Source organism: Senegalia sp. (in: firmicutes) (assembly GCF_052088025.1).
Classification (GTDB): domain Bacteria; phylum Bacillota; class Clostridia; order Tissierellales; family SIT17; genus Anaeromonas.
On record NZ_JBQCYD010000025.1, the window covers coordinates 11,533 to 33,095 of the forward strand.

General features: G+C 27.1%; 22 protein-coding genes and 1 pseudogene. All 23 read left to right on the forward strand.

Translation table 11 applies throughout. The features are described 5' to 3' along the window. Positions 1–337: YhcN/YlaJ family sporulation lipoprotein (locus tag ACTHUW_RS08175; RefSeq protein ID WP_442212956.1), on the forward strand; the 337-nt coding region annotated here is incomplete at its 5' end. A gap of 101 nt (positions 338–438) precedes the next feature. Continuing rightward, positions 439–1,620: a hypothetical protein gene (locus ACTHUW_RS08180; protein ID WP_442212958.1), complete on the forward strand. Its 1,182-nt coding sequence runs from the start codon at positions 439–441 to the stop codon at positions 1,618–1,620. 12 nt (positions 1,621–1,632) lie between these two features. Continuing rightward, positions 1,633–2,895 carry an EF-P 5-aminopentanol modification-associated protein YfmF gene (yfmF, locus tag ACTHUW_RS08185; RefSeq protein WP_442212960.1) on the forward strand — a complete coding sequence of 421 codons (1,263 nt, stop codon included), beginning with the start codon at positions 1,633–1,635 and terminating at the stop codon, positions 2,893–2,895. Between the two features lie 23 nt (positions 2,896–2,918). After that, positions 2,919–4,211: an EF-P 5-aminopentanol modification-associated protein YfmH gene (gene yfmH, locus ACTHUW_RS08190; protein WP_442212962.1), complete on the forward strand. Its 1,293-nt coding sequence runs from the start codon at positions 2,919–2,921 to the stop codon at positions 4,209–4,211. 87 nt (positions 4,212–4,298) lie between these two features. Further along, positions 4,299–5,036: a prolipoprotein diacylglyceryl transferase gene (gene lgt, locus ACTHUW_RS08195; RefSeq protein WP_442212964.1), complete on the forward strand. Its 738-nt coding sequence runs from the start codon at positions 4,299–4,301 to the stop codon at positions 5,034–5,036. Positions 5,037–5,211: 175 nt separating this feature from the next. Then, complete coding sequence (locus ACTHUW_RS08200) at positions 5,212–5,355, forward strand: Spo0E family sporulation regulatory protein-aspartic acid phosphatase (protein ID WP_442212967.1); 144 nt, start codon at positions 5,212–5,214, stop codon at positions 5,353–5,355. Between the two features lie 175 nt (positions 5,356–5,530). Continuing rightward, the gene (mraZ, locus tag ACTHUW_RS08205; RefSeq protein WP_442198174.1) at positions 5,531–5,962 is read left to right on the forward strand and encodes a division/cell wall cluster transcriptional repressor MraZ; all 432 of its coding nucleotides are present in this window, start codon (positions 5,531–5,533) and stop codon (positions 5,960–5,962) included. A 29-nt stretch (positions 5,963–5,991) separates the two neighbouring features. Further along, on the forward strand, positions 5,992–6,924 hold the full coding sequence (rsmH, locus tag ACTHUW_RS08210; RefSeq protein ID WP_442212969.1) for a 16S rRNA (cytosine(1402)-N(4))-methyltransferase RsmH: 933 nt from the start codon (positions 5,992–5,994) through the stop codon (positions 6,922–6,924). Between the two features lie 29 nt (positions 6,925–6,953). Next, positions 6,954–7,325, forward strand: coding sequence for a hypothetical protein (locus tag ACTHUW_RS08215; RefSeq protein WP_442212972.1), 372 nt, complete (start codon positions 6,954–6,956; stop codon positions 7,323–7,325). Positions 7,326–7,399: 74 nt separating this feature from the next. Then, positions 7,400–9,427 carry a stage V sporulation protein D gene (locus ACTHUW_RS08220; protein WP_442212975.1) on the forward strand — a complete coding sequence of 676 codons (2,028 nt, stop codon included), beginning with the start codon at positions 7,400–7,402 and terminating at the stop codon, positions 9,425–9,427. Positions 9,428–9,592: 165 nt separating this feature from the next. Next, positions 9,593–10,567 carry a phospho-N-acetylmuramoyl-pentapeptide-transferase gene (mraY, locus tag ACTHUW_RS08225; RefSeq protein WP_442198170.1) on the forward strand — a complete coding sequence of 325 codons (975 nt, stop codon included), beginning with the start codon at positions 9,593–9,595 and terminating at the stop codon, positions 10,565–10,567. A 14-nt stretch (positions 10,568–10,581) separates the two neighbouring features. Next, on the forward strand, positions 10,582–11,958 hold the full coding sequence (gene murD / locus ACTHUW_RS08230; RefSeq protein ID WP_442210836.1) for a UDP-N-acetylmuramoyl-L-alanine--D-glutamate ligase: 1,377 nt from the start codon (positions 10,582–10,584) through the stop codon (positions 11,956–11,958). Continuing rightward, entirely contained in the window at positions 11,942–13,042 is a 1,101-nt protein-coding gene (gene ftsW / locus ACTHUW_RS08235) for a putative lipid II flippase FtsW (RefSeq protein ID WP_442199339.1), read from the forward strand. Before murD ends, ftsW begins: the two co-directional genes overlap by 17 nt. Positions 13,043–13,046: 4 nt before the next feature. Beyond that, complete coding sequence (gene murG / locus ACTHUW_RS08240; protein WP_442210834.1) at positions 13,047–14,150, forward strand: undecaprenyldiphospho-muramoylpentapeptide beta-N-acetylglucosaminyltransferase; 1,104 nt, start codon at positions 13,047–13,049, stop codon at positions 14,148–14,150. A 79-nt stretch (positions 14,151–14,229) separates the two neighbouring features. Next, positions 14,230–15,483, forward strand: coding sequence for a UDP-N-acetylglucosamine 1-carboxyvinyltransferase (gene murA / locus ACTHUW_RS08245; RefSeq protein ID WP_442210832.1), 1,254 nt, complete (start codon positions 14,230–14,232; stop codon positions 15,481–15,483). Positions 15,484–15,539: 56 nt separating this feature from the next. After that, positions 15,540–16,268 carry a cell division protein FtsQ/DivIB gene (locus tag ACTHUW_RS08250; RefSeq protein WP_442210830.1) on the forward strand — a complete coding sequence of 243 codons (729 nt, stop codon included), beginning with the start codon at positions 15,540–15,542 and terminating at the stop codon, positions 16,266–16,268. A gap of 16 nt (positions 16,269–16,284) precedes the next feature. Beyond that, entirely contained in the window at positions 16,285–17,007 is a 723-nt protein-coding gene (locus ACTHUW_RS08255; RefSeq protein WP_442210829.1) for a DUF881 domain-containing protein, read from the forward strand. Between the two features lie 17 nt (positions 17,008–17,024). Continuing rightward, positions 17,025–17,747, forward strand: a complete 723-nt coding sequence (locus tag ACTHUW_RS08260) for a DUF881 domain-containing protein (protein WP_442212977.1) — start codon at positions 17,025–17,027, stop codon at positions 17,745–17,747. 1 nt (position 17,748) lies between these two features. Further along, a complete protein-coding gene (locus ACTHUW_RS08265; RefSeq protein WP_442199345.1) occupies positions 17,749–18,093 on the forward strand; it encodes a small basic family protein in 345 nt (114 codons plus the stop codon). A gap of 233 nt (positions 18,094–18,326) precedes the next feature. Continuing rightward, a complete protein-coding gene (gene ftsZ, locus ACTHUW_RS08270) occupies positions 18,327–19,436 on the forward strand; it encodes a cell division protein FtsZ (protein WP_442199346.1) in 1,110 nt (369 codons plus the stop codon). 177 nt (positions 19,437–19,613) lie between these two features. Then, positions 19,614–20,513, forward strand: a complete 900-nt coding sequence (gene spoIIGA, locus ACTHUW_RS08275; RefSeq protein ID WP_442212979.1) for a sigma-E processing peptidase SpoIIGA — start codon at positions 19,614–19,616, stop codon at positions 20,511–20,513. A 15-nt stretch (positions 20,514–20,528) separates the two neighbouring features. Beyond that, positions 20,529–21,263: an RNA polymerase sporulation sigma factor SigE gene (sigE, locus tag ACTHUW_RS08280; protein WP_442199348.1), complete on the forward strand. Its 735-nt coding sequence runs from the start codon at positions 20,529–20,531 to the stop codon at positions 21,261–21,263. Positions 21,264–21,419: 156 nt separating this feature from the next. Further along, a pseudogene (locus tag ACTHUW_RS08285) lies at positions 21,420–21,509 on the forward strand (RNA polymerase sigma-G factor); the annotation flags it as partial. Between the last annotated feature and the right edge of the window lie 54 nt (positions 21,510–21,563).

Consider the following 21,563-nt stretch of genomic DNA (forward strand, 5'->3'; position numbering starts at 1 on the left):
AGATGAAGATATGGATATGAATAATGAGTCTTTAGCAAACAGTATTGTTGAAATGGATGGAATAAATGATGCAACTGTAGTGACCATGGATGAAATAGCCTTAGTAGGTGTGGACTTTAATGGTGAAGATAAAATAAGTGATGATATGAAAAAAGATATAGAATCAAAAATAAAAGAAAAAAGTGACAAAATCAGTAAAGTATATATATCTAATGAGCCTGATATGTATGATAGGATAAATACAATATCAAATGACGTTAGAAATGGAAATCCTATTGATGATTTTAGTGACGATATAAGTGAAATGATTGAAAATATAACTCCAAATGGCAAATAATATGAATTTATGAAAAAACTCAGCAAACTTTGCTGAGTTTTTTCATAAACATATACTTGCCTTACATAAATATAAAGTAATAAATGTTTTGGAGGAAATATATGAAAAATTTTAAAAAATACTATAAATATATTTTATTATCTATATTGATTATTTCCATATTGTCATACTTATCCTTTAAAGACCCTATAGAAAGTTTGTCTATAATCATATCTACAATTTGTATGGTAGAAATTTATAATTTAATTAAAAAGAATATTAAATTATCTCTAAAAAAAACCATAGTCATATTTATATTTATTTATAGTTTATTTTTTATAGTATTATTTTCAAATAGATATCAAATACCTACAAAAATTTACAATCCAAATAAGATTAACAATGATACAGCAGTTCTTTTAGTGTATTCAGGAGAAAATACAATGTATTCTTTTAAAAAGGAGATAAGCAGTATATTACTTAGAAACAATAAAAGAGAAATGGTTTTTTATCCTTATAAATTATATGAAGTGAAATCTATTTATAAAAAAATAGGCAAAAGCAAGTATAAATATGAAACAAGAAATATTGAAAAAAATTTATCTTTGATAATTAAAGATGATTACAAATCTTATTTAACATATCTATATGATAATAATTATTTAGAAAAAGAAATATTAAAAATAGTAAAAGATGGGTATCAAAAGATAATAGTTGTTCCTATGTTTTTAAATGATGATTATAATATTATAAACTTAAAAAATAGAGTGGAAAAAATGAATTTATATAATTTTGGTATAGAATATAAATATACAGATACTTTTTGGGAAAGTGAAACATTAATAGATTCATATGTTAAAAATTTAAAGGTAAATCTTAATGATATAAATAAAGTAGGAATTAATCTAGTAGGAATAGCTAAAGATATAAAAGAGAAAAATAATTCTAATGCTATAAAACAAAATATATTATTTAGAAATAAAATTAAAGAGAGATTAGTCGAAGAACTAGGTATTGATTCTGCATTGGTTAAATTATCGTGGTATAATGAGTTAAATCCAAACTTCATATCTAAAAATACAGAGTTGTTTGAATATGGTATTTCTAAATTAATAATTTTACCAACAGATCCTGAGTTAAGTGATTTAATCAAATACAATATTCATAAAAAAACAATAAAAGATAAAGAGTTACCAGAAAGTTTAAAAGTTAAAGTTATAGATGGATTTATTAATGATAATAATATAATCAAAGAAATTATTAAAAAAATCGAATATGTGGATATTCAAAATTGGAAAAACTAGGAGGTAAGTATATTGAACAGAACTAGAGAAAAATTAACTGATGGTGTGTATTTAAATGTAATTAATGCCAATAAATTCAAATCTGAATTAATGAGTATTTATTTTATACTTCCATTAAATAAGGAAGATGCTACATTAAATACTATGATTCCTTTAATACTTAAGAGGGGTAGTAAGGACTATAATACATCTATAAAAATAGAAAAAAGATTAGAAGAATTGTATGGCTCTGATTTAAGTATGAGTGTTACAAAAAAAGGTGAAAAACATGTATTAAGATTTACTATAGAAGGACCTAGAGAAGACTTTGTAGAGTCTAATGATATTTTTAAAAATAAACTGGATATGCTTAAAAGTATAATTTACAATCCATTAATAGAAAACGATGGATTTAAAAAGGAATATGTAAGTCAAGAAAAAAGAAATTTGAAAGATAGAATAGAATCAAGAATAAATGATAAACAACAATATTCAGTGCAAAGAACAATTGAAGAAATGTGCAAAGATGAAAAATATAGTATATATAAATATGGATATATAAAAGATTTAGAAAAAATAGATGAGAAAAACTTATATAAGCACTATTTACATCTTTTAAAACAAGCTAGAATTGAAATAAGTATAGTAAGTGATTTAAATACTGATGAAATAAAGGAAAATATAAAAGAAAAATTTTCATACGGAGAAAGAGTTGAAAATGAACTTAATAGAGAAAAGGTTATATATGACAATATAGAAGAAAAAGTAATAAAAGAAGAAATGGAAATTACACAAGGAAAGTTAAATTTAGCTTATAGAACCAATATTCCTTATGAAGATGAATTATACACTTCATTTTTAGTAGGGAATTATATTTTAGGTGGAGGACCCGACTCTAAACTTTTCATAAATGTACGTGAGGAAAATAGTTTAGCCTATTATGTGTATTCAAGAGTATATAAATATAAATCTATTATGCTTATATCTGCTGGTATTGAATTTGACAAGTATGAAGATGCTTTAAATATAATAAAAGAACAAATTAAACTCATGAAAGATGGAGAGTTTGAAGAAGAAAATATAGAACAGGCAAAAAAAGCAATTATTACTTCTATGAAAACAGTAAACGATGATATTTACTCTATATCTGAATTTTATTTAAGTAAAGTACTTTCAAATGATGAAAAAGACATTAATGAACTTATAGAAAGTGTAAAAAATGTCAATAAAGAGGATATAATAAAAGCTATGAATAAGATAAAATTAGATACAATTTATTTTTTAAAAAACAAGTAAATTGGTAAAGAGGAGAGATTAAAATGGATAGTATTACTACTGTTAAAAATGATATATTAAAAGAAGAGTCATATCTTCACGTTTTAGATAATGGACTTAAAGTATATTTTATTCCTAAACCAGGTTTCACTAAAAAATATGCTATATTTTCTACCAATTATGGTTCAAATGATAACGAATTTGTGCCAATAGGAGAAAAAGAAAGCATTAAAGTACCAGAAGGAATAGCCCATTTTTTAGAGCATAAATTATTTGAAGAAAAAGATGGTAACATCTTTAACGAATTTTCAAAATTAGGTTCATCTGTAAATGCTTTTACAAATTTTAATCAAACAGCATATTTATTTTCTTGTACTGATAATTTCTATAAGAATTTAGAATTATTAGTTTCATTTGTAGAAAATCCATATTTTACAGATGAAAATGTGAATAAAGAAAAAGGTATAATAGCTCAAGAGATAAAGATGTATGATGATAATCCAGGTTGGAAAGTTTTCTTTAATGCTTTAAAAGCTATGTATCATAATCACCCCGTAAGGGAAGATATTGCAGGCACAGTTGAAAGCATAGAAGATATTGATAAAGAAACTTTATATAAATGTTATAATACATTTTATCATCCGAGCAATATGATTTTATCAATAGTTGGAGATGTAGATTTTGAAAAAGCAATTGAAACTATAGAAAAAAATATTAAAAAAGATAGAGAAAGTAAAATTTCTAAAGTTGAAGGAATTTATCCTGATGAGCCAAAAGAAATACAAGAAAGATATATTGAAGATAGTTTGAGTGTGTCAATACCACTATTTAATATAGGTTTTAAAGATATAGATGTAGGATATGATGGAGATGAATTATTAAAGAAAGAAATTGTTAGCAACTTACTTCTGGATATGATTTTTGGAGAATCTACAGAATTTTATAGGGATATGTATGAGGAGGGCTTGATAAATAATAGCTTTAGCTCTCAATTTGTAGCAAGTAAAACATATGCACATTCTATAATTGGAGGAGAATCTGAAAAACCAAAAGAAGTCTTAGATAAAATAATAGAATATATAAATAGATTAAAAGAAGACGGTTTAAATGAAGAAGATTTTGAAAGGATTAAAAATAAAATGATAGGTCATCATATAATGAGTTTTGATTCCTTAGAGTATATAGCAAATAGTTTTATTAAATATGAATTTCAAAATTCATCTTTATTTAACTATATAAATATATTAAAAGATATAAAATTTAAAGATATAGAAAAAAGAATTAAGGAACATTTTACTGATGAAAATTATATATTATCTGTTATAAAACCAAAATAGTTTTATTGACTTTAAAAAGAATATATTATAATTTAATTATAGCTACTATTTAAATAGTAGCTATAATTAAATTAAGGAGGTATTTAAATGGATCCAGTAGCATTTGAAATATTCGGGCTATCAATTAGGTGGTATGGTATTTTTATAGCTTCAGGAATGATAATTGGAGCTCTTATAGCAGTAAAAGAAGCAAGGAGAGTAGGCTTTGATGAAGAAGAACTAATCAATATGCTCATTTTTGCAATACCAATGGCAATAGTTGGTGCTAGAATTTATTATGTAATATTTAAATGGGATTATTACCAAGGAAATATTTTAGAGATGATTAATATTAGATCAGGTGGACTTGCAATACATGGGGGAATAATAGGGAGTGTGTTAACTGCTATAATATATTGTAAAATCAGGAAAATAAATTTTTGGAAATTAGCTGATATAACAGCTCCAAGCATAATACTTGGCCAAGCTATAGGAAGATGGGGAAATTATGCTAATAAAGAAGCTCATGGTGGTCCTACAGATTTACCATGGGCTATTAGTGTAAATGGTGAGAATGTCCATCCTACTTTTTTTTATGAATTTATATGGAATATTCTTGTGTTCGTATTTCTTGTATGGTTTCGCAAAAATAAAAAGACATCAAATGGAGAAGTTTTCCTGCTTTACTTAGCATTATATTCTGTTGGGAGATTTTTTATAGAAGGACTTAGGACAGATAGTCTAATGTGGGGACCTTTTAGAGTTGCTCAATTAATAAGTATAGTATTAATTGTTTTTTCTGGGATGTTATTTTTCATAAAAAGAAAAGATGAAAATGTAGAATAGTGTCACTTATTGTAATAAATAGTCTTTTTATTTTTAAATAAGGTAGAATTATATAATAGTTTTAAGATAATTTGTATTTTTTTGATTTATTATGTGTTTTTTACTCTTTTTCTAAATTGACATTTTAATTTTAAAACAATAAAATGAAATTGTTAAGAAAATGAGAGGAGTTAAAATGACAATAAATGAAAAGATAAAATTTTATAGGGAAGAGCTAAATCATCTTATTTCAAAAGAGGCAAATTATGATGAAATATATAAACTAAGTATTCGGATAGATGATTTGATTATAAATTATTATAAGCAACAAAAAAAGTAAAAGTAAGATGATTTAAAAGACATTTTGGTATATATCAAGATGTCTTTTTTTGTTGCTTAAAAATATAATAAAAAGCATAAAAAAATAAAGGATTTTTAAAATTAATATAGAAGTAATATAAAGTGGTTAAAAGTGGTGGTTTGTGGTAAAATTATAATAAAGGTGGGGTGTAGGTATGTTTATAGGTGAATATAGTCATTCTATTGATAAAAAATCCAGAATAATAATACCTGCAAAATTTAGAAGTGATTTAGGAAATACTTTTATCTTAACTAAAGGATTGGATAATTGTCTCTTTATATATCCTGAAGATGAATGGGTTATATTAGAAAACAAATTGAAAACCTTGCCACTTACTAGAAAAGATGCTAGAGCTTTTGTAAGATTTTTCTTTTCTGGTGCTACAGAATGTGAATTAGATAAACAAGGTAGAATTTTAATTCCTAATAGTTTGAAAAAACATGCTAAATTAGATAAAGAAGCTACAATAATAGGAGTTTCAAATAGGGTTGAAATTTGGAGTAGGGATGAATGGGAAGATTATAATAATGATGATGATTTAAGCTATGAAAATATAGCAGAGAAGATGTCAGAATTAGGAATATAATAACCATAATAATTTAAGAGGTGAAATAAATGGAATTTAAGCATATATCAGTTTTGCTAGAAGAATCTTTAGAAGCTTTAGAAATAGATAAAGATGGGATATATATAGATGGTACTATGGGTGGAGCAGGACATTCCATGGAAATTGTAAAAAAACTAGATAAGGGAAAATTGATAGGAATAGATCAAGATATCAATGCAATAAATAAATCAAAAGAAATATTAAAGGAATATAAAGATAAGGTTATATTAGTACATGATAATTTTAAAAACATAAAAAACATATTAAAAGATCTAGGTATAGAAAAAGTAGATGGAGTTTTACTTGATCTTGGTGTTTCTTCTTATCAATTAGATACAGCTGCTCGAGGCTTTTCATACCATCAAGATGCACCTTTGGATATGCGCATGAATGAAGAAGAAGGTATTTCTGCAAGGGATGTAATAAATAATTATAGCTTAGAAGATCTAGATAAAGTGGTAAAAGAATATGGAGAAGAAAGATGGTCAAAAAGAATAGCCCAATTCATTGTAGATGCTAGAAAAGAAAAATTGATAGAAAGCACAGGAGAACTTGTGCAAATCATAAAAAATGCTATTCCAAAAGCAGTTAGATCTGATGGCCCACATCCTGCTCGTAGGACTTTTCAAGCAATTCGAATAGAGGTTAATCAAGAGTTAGAAATATTAAAACAAGCCATAATAGATATAGTAGATTCTTTAAATGAAAAAGGAAGAGTAAGTATAATAACATTTCATTCTTTAGAAGATAGGATTGTAAAAGAAACATTTAAATATTTATATAAAGATTGTATTTGTCCTAAAGAATTTCCAATATGTACATGTGAAAAAAGAAGAGAGATAAAAATAATAAATAAGAAACCCATATTGGCTTCAAAAGAGGAATTGACAGAAAATAAAAGAGCTAGAAGTGCTAAACTTAGAATAGCAGAAAAGATATAGTGTTCTAAAAATAGAAAGAGGTGAATAAATTGGTAGTAGCAAAAAAAGAATTTGAAATGTATGATTTTAAAAAAACAAGCCCTGAAAAAAATAAAAAAAATAAAAAACCAAATAAAAACAATACTCATATAAAATTGAAGTTGTTTTTATATTCTACATTAGTACTTACTATAGCTATAGTAGTATTACTTAGATTTGCACATATTTCTAAACTACAATATGATTTATCTAAAGTCCAAACAGAAGTTACAGAGTTACAAAAGGAAAAACAAAGTATTTCTATTGACCTTGCAAAGGCAAAAGATTCTAGATGGATAGAAGTTGTAGCTATGAATGCTTTGAGCATGAATTATCCAAATGAAAATCAAAAGGTATATGTAGATTTAAATAAAAAAGATTAATAAAAACAAATGAAGAACCCTTTACTTAAGATAAGAAAATGAAAAATAATTAAGTATATAGGAGGTCTTCATAATTGACATCATCAAGTATTATAAGTAAAAAAAGATTAGTATTTATATTGATATTTTGTATAATTTCTATAGTCTTATTTATAAGTAGATTAGTTCATATACAATTAATACAAGGCTTAGAGTTTAGAGAAAAAGCTTTAGAGCAATGGTCTAGAAATATACCAGTTCCAGCTAAACGAGGAATTATTTATGATAGAAATAAAAATACATTAGCTACTAATATAAGTAGTTATACTGTATGGTCAAGACCTGCAGATATATTAGATGCTAAAAAACAATCAAAAAAGATAGCTGATGTACTAGATATGGACTTAGAAGAAGTATATGAGAATGTAACTAAGAAACAGAGTTTATCAATAATAAAAAAATGGATAAGTAAAGAAGATGCTGATAAAATAAGAAGTTTAAAAATAAAAGGCATTGAAGTTGTAGATGATAATAAAAGATACTATCCATTAGGAAATTTTGCATCACATATATTAGGTTTTACTGATATAGATAATTTTGGTTTATATGGTATTGAAAAAACATATGATTCAAAACTTACAGGAGTAAATGGAAGATGGATTAAAATGGTTGATGGCAAACAAAAACAATTGCCTTATGAAAATGAAGGATTTTTTGAACCACAATCAGGCGATAATATAGTACTTACTATTGATGAAACTATGCAACATTTAGCTGAAAAAGAAGCACTGCAAGCATTAGTAAAGAATAAAGCTAAAAATGTATCTGTAATATTGATGGATTCTAACAATGGGGATTTGTTAGCTATGGCTACCAAACCTGATTATGATCCTAATAATAGAAATAAATTATTATTTAATCCTGAAGAAAGCTGGAAACCTTTAGATAGTGAAGGAATAGATGAATATAAAGATATACCATGGGATCAAAAATCAAAATTACTTTATGAAAGCTGGAGAAATTTTTCCATTAATGATAATTATGAACCTGGTTCTACATTTAAAATAATTACAGCAGCGGCAGGCTTGGAAGAAAAAGTAATTACAGAGGAAAGCACTTTTCATTGTGATGGTTATGTTACACAAATTAAGGGAGCAAAAATAAAGTGTTGGAGATATTATAATCCTCATGGAAGTCAGACCTTTGTAGAAGGAGCACAAAATTCATGCAATGAAGTATTTGTAAGCATTGGTCTTAAATTAGGAGAAGAAAAAATGCATGAATATGTGGAAAAATTTGGATTTGGAGAGAAGACTGGGATTAATTTAACTGGGGAAACATCTGGAATAGTAAGACCTCTTAAACAAATGAAAAAGGTTAATTTAGCAACTGTTTCATTTGGTCAAGGTATTTCTGTAACCCCTATACAAATGGTTTCTGCTATATCAGCAGTAGCTAATGGCGGTAATTTAATGAAACCTAAAATAATGAAAGAAATAACTAATCATAAGGGTAAATTATTAGAAGAAAATGAAGATAGTATAATAAGAAATGTTATATCAGAAGATACTTCAAAACGTCTTTTGAAAATATTAGAATCTGTAGTCTTTAAAGGAAGCGGAAGCAAAGCTTATAAAGCAGGATATAAAATCGGAGGCAAAACTGGTACTGCTCAAAAAGTCATAGATGGAAGATATGCTAATGGAAAATATATTGCTTCTTTTGCAGGTATTGCTCCAGTAGATGACCCTAAAGTTGTAGCTTTGGTTGTAATAGATGAACCAAGTGCTGGAGTCTACTATGGAGGACAGATTGCTGCACCTGTTGCAGGGAATATATTAAAAGGAGCACTGGACTATTTAGATTATACACCTGAATTAACACAAGAAGAAAAAGAGGAATATGAAAACAATTTGATTTTAGTACCTGATTTAAAAGGTATTAGTATAAGTGAAGCTTCAAAAAAATTAAAAGAAATTGGATTAAATCATGTTACAGATATAGTTACACCTAAAGAAGAAGATAAAGTAATAGATCAAATACCAAAAGCTGGGACAGAAGTAAAAAAAGATGAAATAATTGAATTATACTTAAAAAATAAACCTTTGAATAACAATAGGTAAAAAATGAGACAACTTCAATTATGTATTTCAGAGGTTGTTTTTTACGATATTATAATAGATTAGTATAAAAAAATATGTTATTATTATAGAAGTGTGTTTGTATTAGTTCAAAGAATTAAAACACTAGAAAAAATCAACAAGTTAGATACTTGAGAGGAGAAAGAAATGTTAGATTATATAGACGTAATAAGAATCATAGGTATTTCATTCATAATAGCTTTATTGCTAGGACCTTTAACAATACCATTGCTTAAAAAATTAAATGTAGGTCAAAGTATAAGGGAAGAAGGTCCTAAAAGCCATATTAAAAAAAGTGGTACTCCTACAATGGGAGGAATAATTTTTTTAATAGCTGCTATAATAACATCATTGACCTCAGGAATCATCAATAAAGATTTATCTGTATTAATATTTTCTACACTAGGATTTGGTTTAATAGGTTTTATAGATGACTTTATAAAGGTAGTACTTAAAAGAAATTTAGGACTTCGAGCATATCAAAAATTATTAGCACAAATATTGATTGCAGTATTGCTAGTATTATATCAAACTAACACTGCATCTCAAGGTACTGAGATAATAGTTCCATTTCTAAATAATTTTTATTTAGACTTAGGTGTTCTTTATCTCCCCTTTATAATATTTGTAGTTGTAGGTACAGTAAATAGTGTCAACCTAACAGATGGATTAGATGGACTTGCAACAGGTATTACATTAATAATACTTGCGTTTTTTAGTTTGGTTGCCTTAAAAATGGGATATGGTGCAGTAACTGTATTTTCTGCTGCACTTGCTGGAGGATGTCTTGGTTTTTTAAAATACAATTCACATCCTGCCAAGGTCTTTATGGGAGATACTGGTTCTCTTGCCCTAGGTGGTGGTGTAGCTGCTATAGCAATAATACTAAAGCTACCTTTAATATTACCTATAGTAGGAGGAGTTTATTTTGCAGAAACATTATCTGTAATCTTACAAGTTTTAAGCTTTAAACTTACAGGTAAGAGAATATTTAAAATGAGTCCACTTCATCATCATTTTGAATTGTCAGGTTGGAAGGAAACAAAGGTTGTAATTATATTCTGGAGTGTAACAGTTTTACTTTGCTTGTTTGGATTGTTATCACTTAATTATTATATCTAAAGTAGGTGGTTAAAATGAATATTGAAAATAAAAATATATTAATATTAGGTTTGGGAGTAAGTGGAGTTGCGAGCGCTAAAGCTTTAAATAAATTAAAAGCAAATATAACTATAAATGACTCCAAGGCTAAGGAAGAACTTGAAAAACATATAGAAGAATTAAATAATATTGATATAAGATATTGTTTAGGTGTGAATAATATAAATTTGGATAATATAGATTTAATAGTCAAAAGTCCTGGAATTAAAAATTCAGTTCCTATAATTCAAGATGCAATTAAAAAAGATATTGAAGTTATAACAGATATTGAACTTGGATATAGGCTATTTAAAAACAAAATAATTGCTATAACAGGTACAAACGGTAAAACAACAGCAACTACATTGGTTGGTAGAATATTTAAAGATGCTGGAATAAATGCTCATATTTCTGGAAATATTGGTATAGGTATATTGTGGGAATTAGTTAATTCTAAAAAGGAAGATATTTTTATAATAGAATCTAGTAGTTTTCAACTAGAAAATACTTATGATTTCAAGCCAAATATAAGCACTATAATAAATTTAAAATCAGATCATTTAGATTGGCATGGGAATTATGAAAATTATAAAAATGCTAAAATGAAGATATTTAAAAATCAAGATGAGAATGATTTCACTATATTAAACTATGATGATTTAGAAGTAAGAGAATTAGAAAAACAAATGAAATCTAAAACTGTATTTTTTAGTGGTAGAGAAAAATTAAAAAATGGTATATTTATAGATTGTAATAATATAGTTTATAGTGATGGTATTAAAAATATAAATATAATTAAATTAGACGATATAAAGATACCAGGCAAACATAATATTGAAAATATAATGACTGCAATAGGGATAGCACTTGCTTTTGATATTGATATAAATAGTATAAGAAAAACAATATCTGAATTTGAAGGTGTGGAACATAGATTAGAATTTGTAGATGAGATTGAAAATGTAAGATATTATAATGATTCAAAAGGAACAAATATTGCTGCATCTATTCAGGCTATAAAATCACTAGATGGACCTATAATATTAATTGCAGGAGGTTATGATAAAAATTCAACATATGATGAATTTATTGAAGCTTTTGATGGAAAAATAAGTGCATTAATACTCCTTGGACAAACAGCTAGTAAAATTAAAAAAAGTGCTGAAAAATATGATATAAAAAATATCTATATTGTCAATAATATGAAAGAAGCTGTAAATAAAGCATATTCTTTAGCTGGGTATAAATCTAATGTTTTATTATCTCCAGCATCAGCTAGTTGGGGGATGTATAACAATTACGCAGAAAGAGGAGATGACTTTAAAAATAGAGTCAAAAATTTGAGGAGGAACCTTAATGACCAAAAAAGCTAGTGATTTCACACTAATGATTTCTACTATTATTTTGGTATTCATAGGAATTATAATGGTATTTAGTTCTAGCTATCCAGATGCCTATTATAAAATGAATAATCCCTATTATTTTCTAAAAAAACAATTAATTTTTGCTGTATTAGGATTATTTGTAATGATATTTTTTATGAATTTTAAATACAATCGACTTGCCAAACTATCTAAACTTATTTTTTTAGGTGCAATAATTTTAGATGCTCTTTTATTTACACCCCTTGGCGTTGAATCTGGTGGAGCTACTAGGTGGGTTAGAATATTTGGTAATACAATAATGCCTTCAGATGCTATAAAATTTGCAGCTATAGTATTAATGGCTACTTTTTTAGCAAAGAAAAAAGATGGCATAAGAAATTTTTGGAATGGTCTTCTACCAGCACTTATTATAATTGGATTTTCAGCTGCACTTATAATCATTCAACCAGACTTAAGTACTAGTGCAACACTTGCAGTTACTTTAGTTGCAATGTTATTTATAGCTGGTGCAAAAATGAGTCATTTAATGGGAATAGGAGCTATTGGAATAGCGGGACTTGGCTTTGCAATAGCAGGAGAATCATATAGACTTAAAAGAATGATGGTATTTATGGATCCATTTAAAGATCCAACTGGTGCTGGATGGCAAGTTGTTCAGTCTTTATATGCACTAGGTTCTGGAGGGTTATTTGGTGTTGGTCTTGGTAAAAGTAAGCAAAAGTTCTTTTATTTATCAGAACCTTATAATGACTTCATTTTTTCTATTATAGGAGAAGAATTAGGTTTTGTTGGTAGCGTTATAGTTATTATTTTATTTTTAATAATAATTTGGAGAGGTATAAAGATTGCATTAACTGCCAAGGATTTATTTGGATGTTATTTAGCATCTGGAATCACTGCGCTTATTGCTATACAAGCACTCATACATATTGGTGTAGTCACTAGTTCCTTGCCACCTACAGGCATACCCCTTCCATTTGTAAGCGCAGGAGGAACTTCGCTTGTTATGTTTATGGCAAGTGTTGGAATACTTTTGAATATATCAAGACATGTATCTTTAGATAGGAGTTGAAAAGATGAAATATTTAATAACAGGCGGAGGTACTGGAGGACATATATCTCCAGCTTTAGCTATTGCTAAAAAAATAAGACAAGAAAACAAAGATGCTAAAATACTATATGTAGGTACCAATAACAGTATGGAATCAGAATTAGTACCAAGAGAAGGATTTGATTTTAAAGGTATAAGAGTTAAAGGTTTTGAAAGAAAACTATCTATTGATACTATAAAATCTGTAAAAGAATTATTTTTAGGCTTAAATGATGCTAGAAAAGTTATAAAAGAATTTGCTCCAGATATTGTTATAGGAACAGGAGGCTATGTATGTGGTCCAGTAGTTTTAACTGCATCTTTAAAAAAGATACCTACACTCATACACGAACAAAATGCCTTACCTGGTGCTACAAATAGAATATTATCTGGTTTTGTAGATAAAATAGCAGCAAGCTTTGAAGAAAGCAAAAAATACTTTAAAAATGAAAGCAAAGTTACCTTAACAGGTAATCCTGTTAAAATGGACTTTTTTGATATAGAAAAAGAAGAAGCTTATTCAAAATTAAATGTAGATAGAAATAAAGATTTTGTAATTTCCTTAGGCGGCAGTGGTGGCCAAAAGAGTTTAAATGATTCAGTAATAGGAGTAATTGAAAAAAATATAAACAATGATAACTTAGAACTATTTCATATAACTGGTAAAAGACATTATGAAAAATTTATGCAAGAGTTGAAAAATAGAGGTATAAATAATTTGCCTGAAAATATAAATGTAGTTCCATATTTTTATGATATGCCAAGTGGTTTTAAAATAGCAGATTTAGTAATAACAAGTGCAGGAGCTATAACACTTGCTGAGGTGACAGCAATTGGGCTTCCAAGTATTGTAATACCCAAAGGATATACTACAGGTAATCATCAAGAGTATAATGCACGTGCCATAGAAAAATCAGGTGCTGGTATCATGATATTGGATAAAGATGTGACGGCTGAGAAATTAAATGATGAAATGATATCTTTACTTAAAAATAAAGAGAGACTTATTCAAATGAGTATGAATAGTAAAAAATTAGGTAAAAAAGATGCAAGTGATAAAATATATAATATGATATTAGAAATTATATAGTTAGTCACACCTCTTAGTTATATGCATAAAATATAATATAGTTTACATATAACTATTTTTATATCATGGAGGTGCCTAAATGTCTAAATATATAATAGAAGGGAGCAACAAGCTAGCAGGTGAGATTACTGTAAGAGGAGCAAAAAATTCAGTGCTACCAATACTTGCTGCTTCAATTTTAAATAATAATATGAATATAATTTTTAATATACCTGATATAAGTGATTTAAAAGTCATGGTTAAAATATTAAAAGCTATAGGTTGTAAAGTAAGTGTTGTTGAAAATATTGTAACTATTGATTCTAGAAATTTAGATACAGTAAGAATTCCAGAAGAACTAGTTAGAGAAATGAGATCATCTATAATACTTATGGGAGCAATGCTATCACGTGCAGGAGAAGTTGAAGTCTCATATCCTGGAGGCTGTGAAATTGGTGTAAGACCAATTGATTTTCATCTTAAAGCATTAAAACAATTAGGTGCTGAGATAGAAGAATCACATGGTTTTATATATTGCAAGGGAAAGAATTTAAAAGGAGCAGACATACAATTAGATTATCCAAGTGTTGGAGCTACTGAAAATATAATGTTAGCTAGTATAAGAGCAAAAGGAACTACTTTTATACGTAATGCTGCAAGAGAGCCTGAGATAATTGATTTAGAAAACTTTTTAAATGCCATAGGTGGAAAGGTATATGGAGCTGGAACTAGTGTAATAAGAATAGATGGAGTAAATAGTTTGAGTAGCGTTGAGCATACTATAATTCCAGATAGAATAGTTGCTGGTACATATATGGTAGCCTCAGCAATTACTAAAGGTGAAATAATATTAAAAAATATTCAAGTTGAACATATACAATCAATAATTGCCAAATTAAGAGAAACAGGTTGTTCTATATATAATAATTGTACTACTTTAAAAATTATAGGACCTAAGAATATAAGTCCTATTGAATCTTTACAAACTATACCCTATCCAGGATTTCCAACAGATATGCAAGCTCAAATGATGGCCTTATTAACCTTATCAAATGGAACAAGTGTAGTATCAGAAACTATATTTGAAAATAGATTTAAGCATGTTTCTGAACTGGTGAGAATGGGTGCAAACATACGAACACTGAGTAATGTAGCTGTCATAAAGGGTGTAGGAGAATTAACAGGTGCAAAAGTTACAGCAAAGGATTTAAGAGGTGGAGCAGCTTTAGTCTTAGCAGGTCTTGCTGCAGAAGGAACTACTATAGTAGACAATATATCTCATATAGATAGAGGATATGAAAAGTTAGAACAAAATCTATTGTCTATAGGAGCTAATATAAGAAGAACTAAATAAGCAGCTTTTAGCTGCTTATTAGAATTTTAAGAAATGTACAAGCTATGGAGGCTATTATGAAAAAACAATATAAAGTTGATAAAAAATTAAAAAAGAAAAGAATAGTAGTTATGATTATGTTATCAATATTTTTTATAGCACTATTATTTATGATACTTCTTACTCAAACTACATTATTTACTATTAAAAATATTAATATAGAAAATAATAATGTAATAGAAAAAGAAAAGATAATATTGGCTTCTGGAATAACTAGAGGTGAAAATATATTTAAAATCAATAAAAAGACTATAGAAAAAAACTTATTAAATCATCCTTATATTAAAACAGCAACCATTAAAACAAAATTTCCAGATAGTATAAATATTGATATAACTGAAAGGAAAGAGACCCTAGTTTATGATAATAATGGGAATTATATCTATATTGATAATGAAGGAGTTATACTAAATAACTTATCCACTAAAAAAGATAAAAACATACCTATATTAGAATCAGATGATAAACTTGATCCTAAAGAAGATGAATATATTTCTAATATTTTAAAACTATTAAATGAACATAATAAAAATAAATATGAATTTAATATAGAAAAAATAATTAAACAAAATAAACATACTACTTTAGTCCTAAGTTCTGGAATTAAAGTTGCATTAGAAGGAGTAAATGATATAGAATATAAATTAGGATTTATAGAAAAAATAGTAAATGATTTAGAAGAAAAAAACATAAGAGCTAAAGAAATACAATTTAATAGAGGTAAAAACCCTATAGTTGTCAAATAGGATTAGGAGGTAACTGATGAAAAATCTAGTTTCAAAGTCTTTAATAGTTACAGTATGTGTAATACTTGGTATAATAATTGCCATTCAATATAAAACAGTAAATAGTTTGGTAGGGCCTGATTTCGTTCCTAGTCAAAAAAACAAGGAATTAGTAAATCAAGTATCAAAAGTAGAAGAAGAAAAGGAAGCCTTGATGAATGAACTTACCAATTTAGAAAACAAGGTTCAAAAATATGAATCAGAAGTATCAGAAGAGAGTGATTATGTAAAAGAACTATCTAAAGAGCTTTCAAAATATAAAATGTTTGCAGGTTATACAGAAGTAGAAGGTGAAGGTGTAGAAATAATTATTAATAATCCTGATTCTGATGATGCATATGGTTATCCTATTTCTATAGTAGAAGATTATGAATATTTACTTGATACCATAAGTTATCTTAATGTTACAGGTGCAGAAGCAATATCTATAAATGATTTAAGATATACATCATTTACAGAAATGCTCATGGCAGGTGATCATTTAAATATTAATAATAAACCAATAGGTTCACCTATAATAATAAAAGCAATAGGACCTGCTGATGATTTTAAAGCTGCGCTAGAGATGAATAGAGGGATAGTTGATTTGTTACAAAGTTATGGCTATAAAGTGGAAATAAATAAAAAAGAAAATGTGAAAATACCAAGATATACTGAGATAAAAGAATTTAAATATGCTGAACCTATATCTGAAGAATAGACCGAGGAGGTCTTAATATGAATAAGTATGTTGTTAAAGGAATAATTTTTTTATTGTGTTTAGCACTTGGTATAATTATTCCTAATCAAATAAGAAATAATGTAGGGGATAATTCTTTTGTAACATTAAACACAATAAAACAAACACAAAATGATTTAGAAAAGATTAATAGTGAAGTTATTAATATAAAAAAGATTATAAAAGAAGAAGAAAAAAAGCTTGAAGAAATAAAAAATGTAGACAACACAAAAGGAGTAGTAGAATTATTAGAATCAGATATAGAAAAATTCAGAAATTTATCAGGATTTAATGATTTAAAGGGCCCTGGTATTATAATTAGAATACAAGATAGCTCTGAGGATTTTATTATTGGAGAAAGTGATTCAAGTGGGATAGTCCATGATGCTGACATTCAAAATATATTAAATAATTTAAAGGTAGCAGGGGCAGAAGCAATAGATATAGGGGGACAAAGAGTTTTATTTAACTCTAGAGTTAGTTGTCAAGGACCAGTTATAAGAGTGAATAAAAAGAATTTAGTAGCACCATTTATTATAAAAGCCATAGGAGATTCAAAAAAATTATATGCTGCAATAAATGCTCCTGGTACTTATGGTAGATATTTAAAAGATGCTAGGGATTTAGAAATTGAAAGTGAAGAAAGAGAATTTATCATTGTACCAAGATATAATGAAAAATTAGAAATAAAATATATAAAATCTATAGAAGAAGGTGAATAATTTGTTAATTGCATTATTTGGTATTATTTTAGGAGTCATAGTAGGATTATATATACCTGTTACTTTTTCACTAAGTTATTCCACATATATGTCTGTTGCAATACTTGCTTGTATGGATTCAGTTTTTGGTGGAGTTCGTTCATCACTTGAAGATAAGTTTAATTCAGGTATATTTATATCTGGTTTTATTGGAAATGCAATTTTAGCAGCACTTCTTGCATATATAGGAGATAAATTAGGAGTTCCTCTATATTATGCTGCAATATTTGCATTTGGAATAAGACTTTTCAACAATTTTGCTATAATAAGGAGATTCTTTTTCAATAAACAACATTTGAATGATTAATAAAACACTGATATAATTATATCAGTGTTTTAAAATAATATAGAAAAATTTTAAATTTAATAACAATAATACAAGATAATGTGGTAAAATATACTAAAGCTTTAAATTTATAATAAAAGCAGGAAGTTATTAATTTATGTAGAATATAGTATGTATAGAAAGTCTAAAGAGTAAATTAGATGATTATAAGAAACCAATAAAAAATGATAAATACGTAATAAGGGGGTTAAATTGTGTTTGAATTTGATGTAGATATGGAACAATTCGCTCAAATAAAAGTAGTAGGTGTAGGTGGCGGTGGTAATAACGCTGTAAATAGAATGATTGATGAAGGAGTTAAGGGTGTTAATTTTATTGCTATAAATACTGATAGACAAGCTCTTCATTCTTCACAGGCAGATATAAAAATTCAAATTGGCGAAAAATTAACTAGGGGATTAGGTGCTGGAGCTAATCCAGACATAGGTAAAAAGGCTGCTGAAGAAAGTAGAAATGAAATCCAACAAGCCCTAGAAGGAGCAGATATGGTATTTATAACTGCTGGAATGGGTGGAGGTACAGGTACTGGAGCAGCACCTGTAGTAGCAGAAGTTGCAAAAGAAATGGAAATACTTACAGTAGGAGTAGTAACAAAGCCTTTTATGTTTGAGGGAGGAAGAAGAAGTACTCATGCTGCAAAAGGTATTGAGGAATTAAAAACTAAGGTTGATACATTAGTGACAATACCAAATGATAGATTACTACAAATTGTAGAAAAAAAGACTTCAATAATGGATGCATTTAAAATAGCAGATGATGTTTTAAGACAAGGTATCCAAGGTATATCAGATCTTATAGCTGTACCTGGACTTGTAAACCTGGACTTTGCTGATGTTACAACTATAATGTTAGACCAGGGACTTGCACATATGGGCATTGGTAGAGCAAATGGAGAAAATAGGGCTACTGAAGCTGCAAAACAAGCTATACATAGTCCCCTACTTGAAACTTCAATTGAAGGAGCTAGTGGAGTACTTCTTAATATAACTGGTGGATCAAATCTAGGATTATTTGAAGTAAATGAAGCGGCTGACCTTATAAAACAAAATGTAGACCCAGATGCTAACATAATTTTTGGAGCGGTAGTAGATGAAAGTTTAAAAGATGATATTCAAATAACTGTAATTGCTACAGGATTTAATAATAACCCTAAAGAAAATATATCACCTAGTATTTTGAAAAATTCTATGGAAAAAAATGAATCTTATAAAGATGTTAGTAAAGAAGACAATACAAAAAAAGATGAAAAAGATAAAAAAGATGAATTAGATATTCCAACTTTTTTAAGAAGACGTAATAAATAAATTTTAATATCAAGACTCATTTCGGATGACGAAATGGGTCTTTTTTCGACTTCAGACTTTGACATAATTTTAAATAAATATCTTATATAATAGGAATAAATGAATTGATAAATGCATAAATGTTAAGTAGGAGATTTTAATATGCATAGATAAAATACGTTTAAAGGGGGCTTAACTTTGTACATCTATGCTGAATATTTATTAATAGAAAATTTTATAATTAATTATATAATATTATATGTCACAAAAAGATTTACGAGAACAGATACACACATGGTGAGAATAATATTATCTGCACTTTTGGGATCAATTTATACTTTAATTGTATTTATCCCTAGTTTGCAGTTTATGGCAAATGTTGTTGATAAAATATCTATTTCTATTGTATTAATAATAATAGCATTTAATCCCTTGAGGATTAAAAAATTGATGAAATTATTTGCTACATTCTATACAGTATCTTTTGTATTTGCTGGAGGATCTTTTGCACTTTTTTATTTGACTAATTCCAAGGTATATTTTGGTGAAGGTATTTTTTATATAAAAAATATAAGTAGATTAAAACCATCTATATTAATTATTGGAATAATTATATCAATAATATTCTATAAAATAGCATCTCAATTTATTTATGGAAAAATCAATAAAGAAAATATGTATGTTAATTTAACTGTTAAATTAAAAGATAAAAAAGTAAAGTTTAAAGGGCTTGTGGATACTGGGAATTCCCTAATGGATCCAATAACTAATATACCAGTTATAATAGTAGAATTTTCTGCTATAAAGGAACTCTTACCATATTCTATACAAGAAATATTTACTATAAATAATGAAGATGATTTAAATATAATCTCAAAAGTAATGTATAAAAGTGATGAAAAGATTAAATTTAGGCTCATACCATTTAAATCCATAGGCAAAAACAATGGAATGTTACTAGGATTTAAACCAGATAGGGTAATTATTGAGAACAATGAAGACAAGCAAATTTCAGATATTGTAATAGGGATTTATAATAATCATTTAACAAAAGATAATGATTATGCAGCCTTACTACATCCTGAAATAATAAACTAATTGGAGGCGTTTATAATGAAAAGGTTCTTTAAGATAATGAAATTAAAAATAAAAATTGGCTATATAAAACTAGCTAAAAAAATAGGTCTATATGAAGCTGAAGAAATATTTTATATAGGTGGTAGTGAGACATTACCTCCTCCATTAGAACCAGAAGAAGAAAAATACCTTATATCAAGGGTGGAAAGCGATGATAGTGTTAAGTCTATATTGATAGAGAGAAACTTGAGATTAGTTGTATACATATCAAGAAAATTTGAAAATACTGGAATAGGAATAGAAGATTTGATATCAATAGGATCTATTGGACTTATAAAAGCAGTAAATACTTTTAAACCAGATAAAAAAATAAAGCTTGCAACCTATGCTTCAAAATGTATAGAAAATGAAATTTTAATGTATTTGAGAAAAAACAACAAGATTAAAACTGAAATTTCTTTTGATGAACCTTTAAATACAGATTGGGATGGAAATGAATTATTATTATCAGATATTCTGGGAACAGATAATGATATAATTTTCAAATTATTAGAAGAAGAAATAGATAAGGAGTTATTAATTGAAGCTATGGGTTCATTATCAGAAAGAGAAAGAAAAATAATGGAACTTAGATTTGGCATAAAAAAAACTGGAGAAGAAAAAACTCAAAAAGAAGTTGCAGATATTTTAGGAATATCACAATCATATATTTCAAGACTTGAAAAGCGTATAGTAAGAAGATTACAAAAAGAAGTAAGTAAAATGGTATAGCATGCAAACTGTATGCTATTTCTTTTTTTGTAAATAATATTATTAAAGCAACACCTTAATATGAAAAATTAACCAATTATATTTTGTATAAAAAATCAAGCTAAGGTAATAATTTATAGTGAAAGGGGTAGATCATCTAGAAGGGAATGAGCATAATTGTACATTAACAAAGTAGAAATTTGTGGAGTAAATACAGCAGAATTACCCGTATTAACTAATAAGGAAATGAGAAAGTTATTTGATAGATAGTGCTAGTATATAAATAGGTCAACCTAAACATAATAAATTCTATTTCTGATA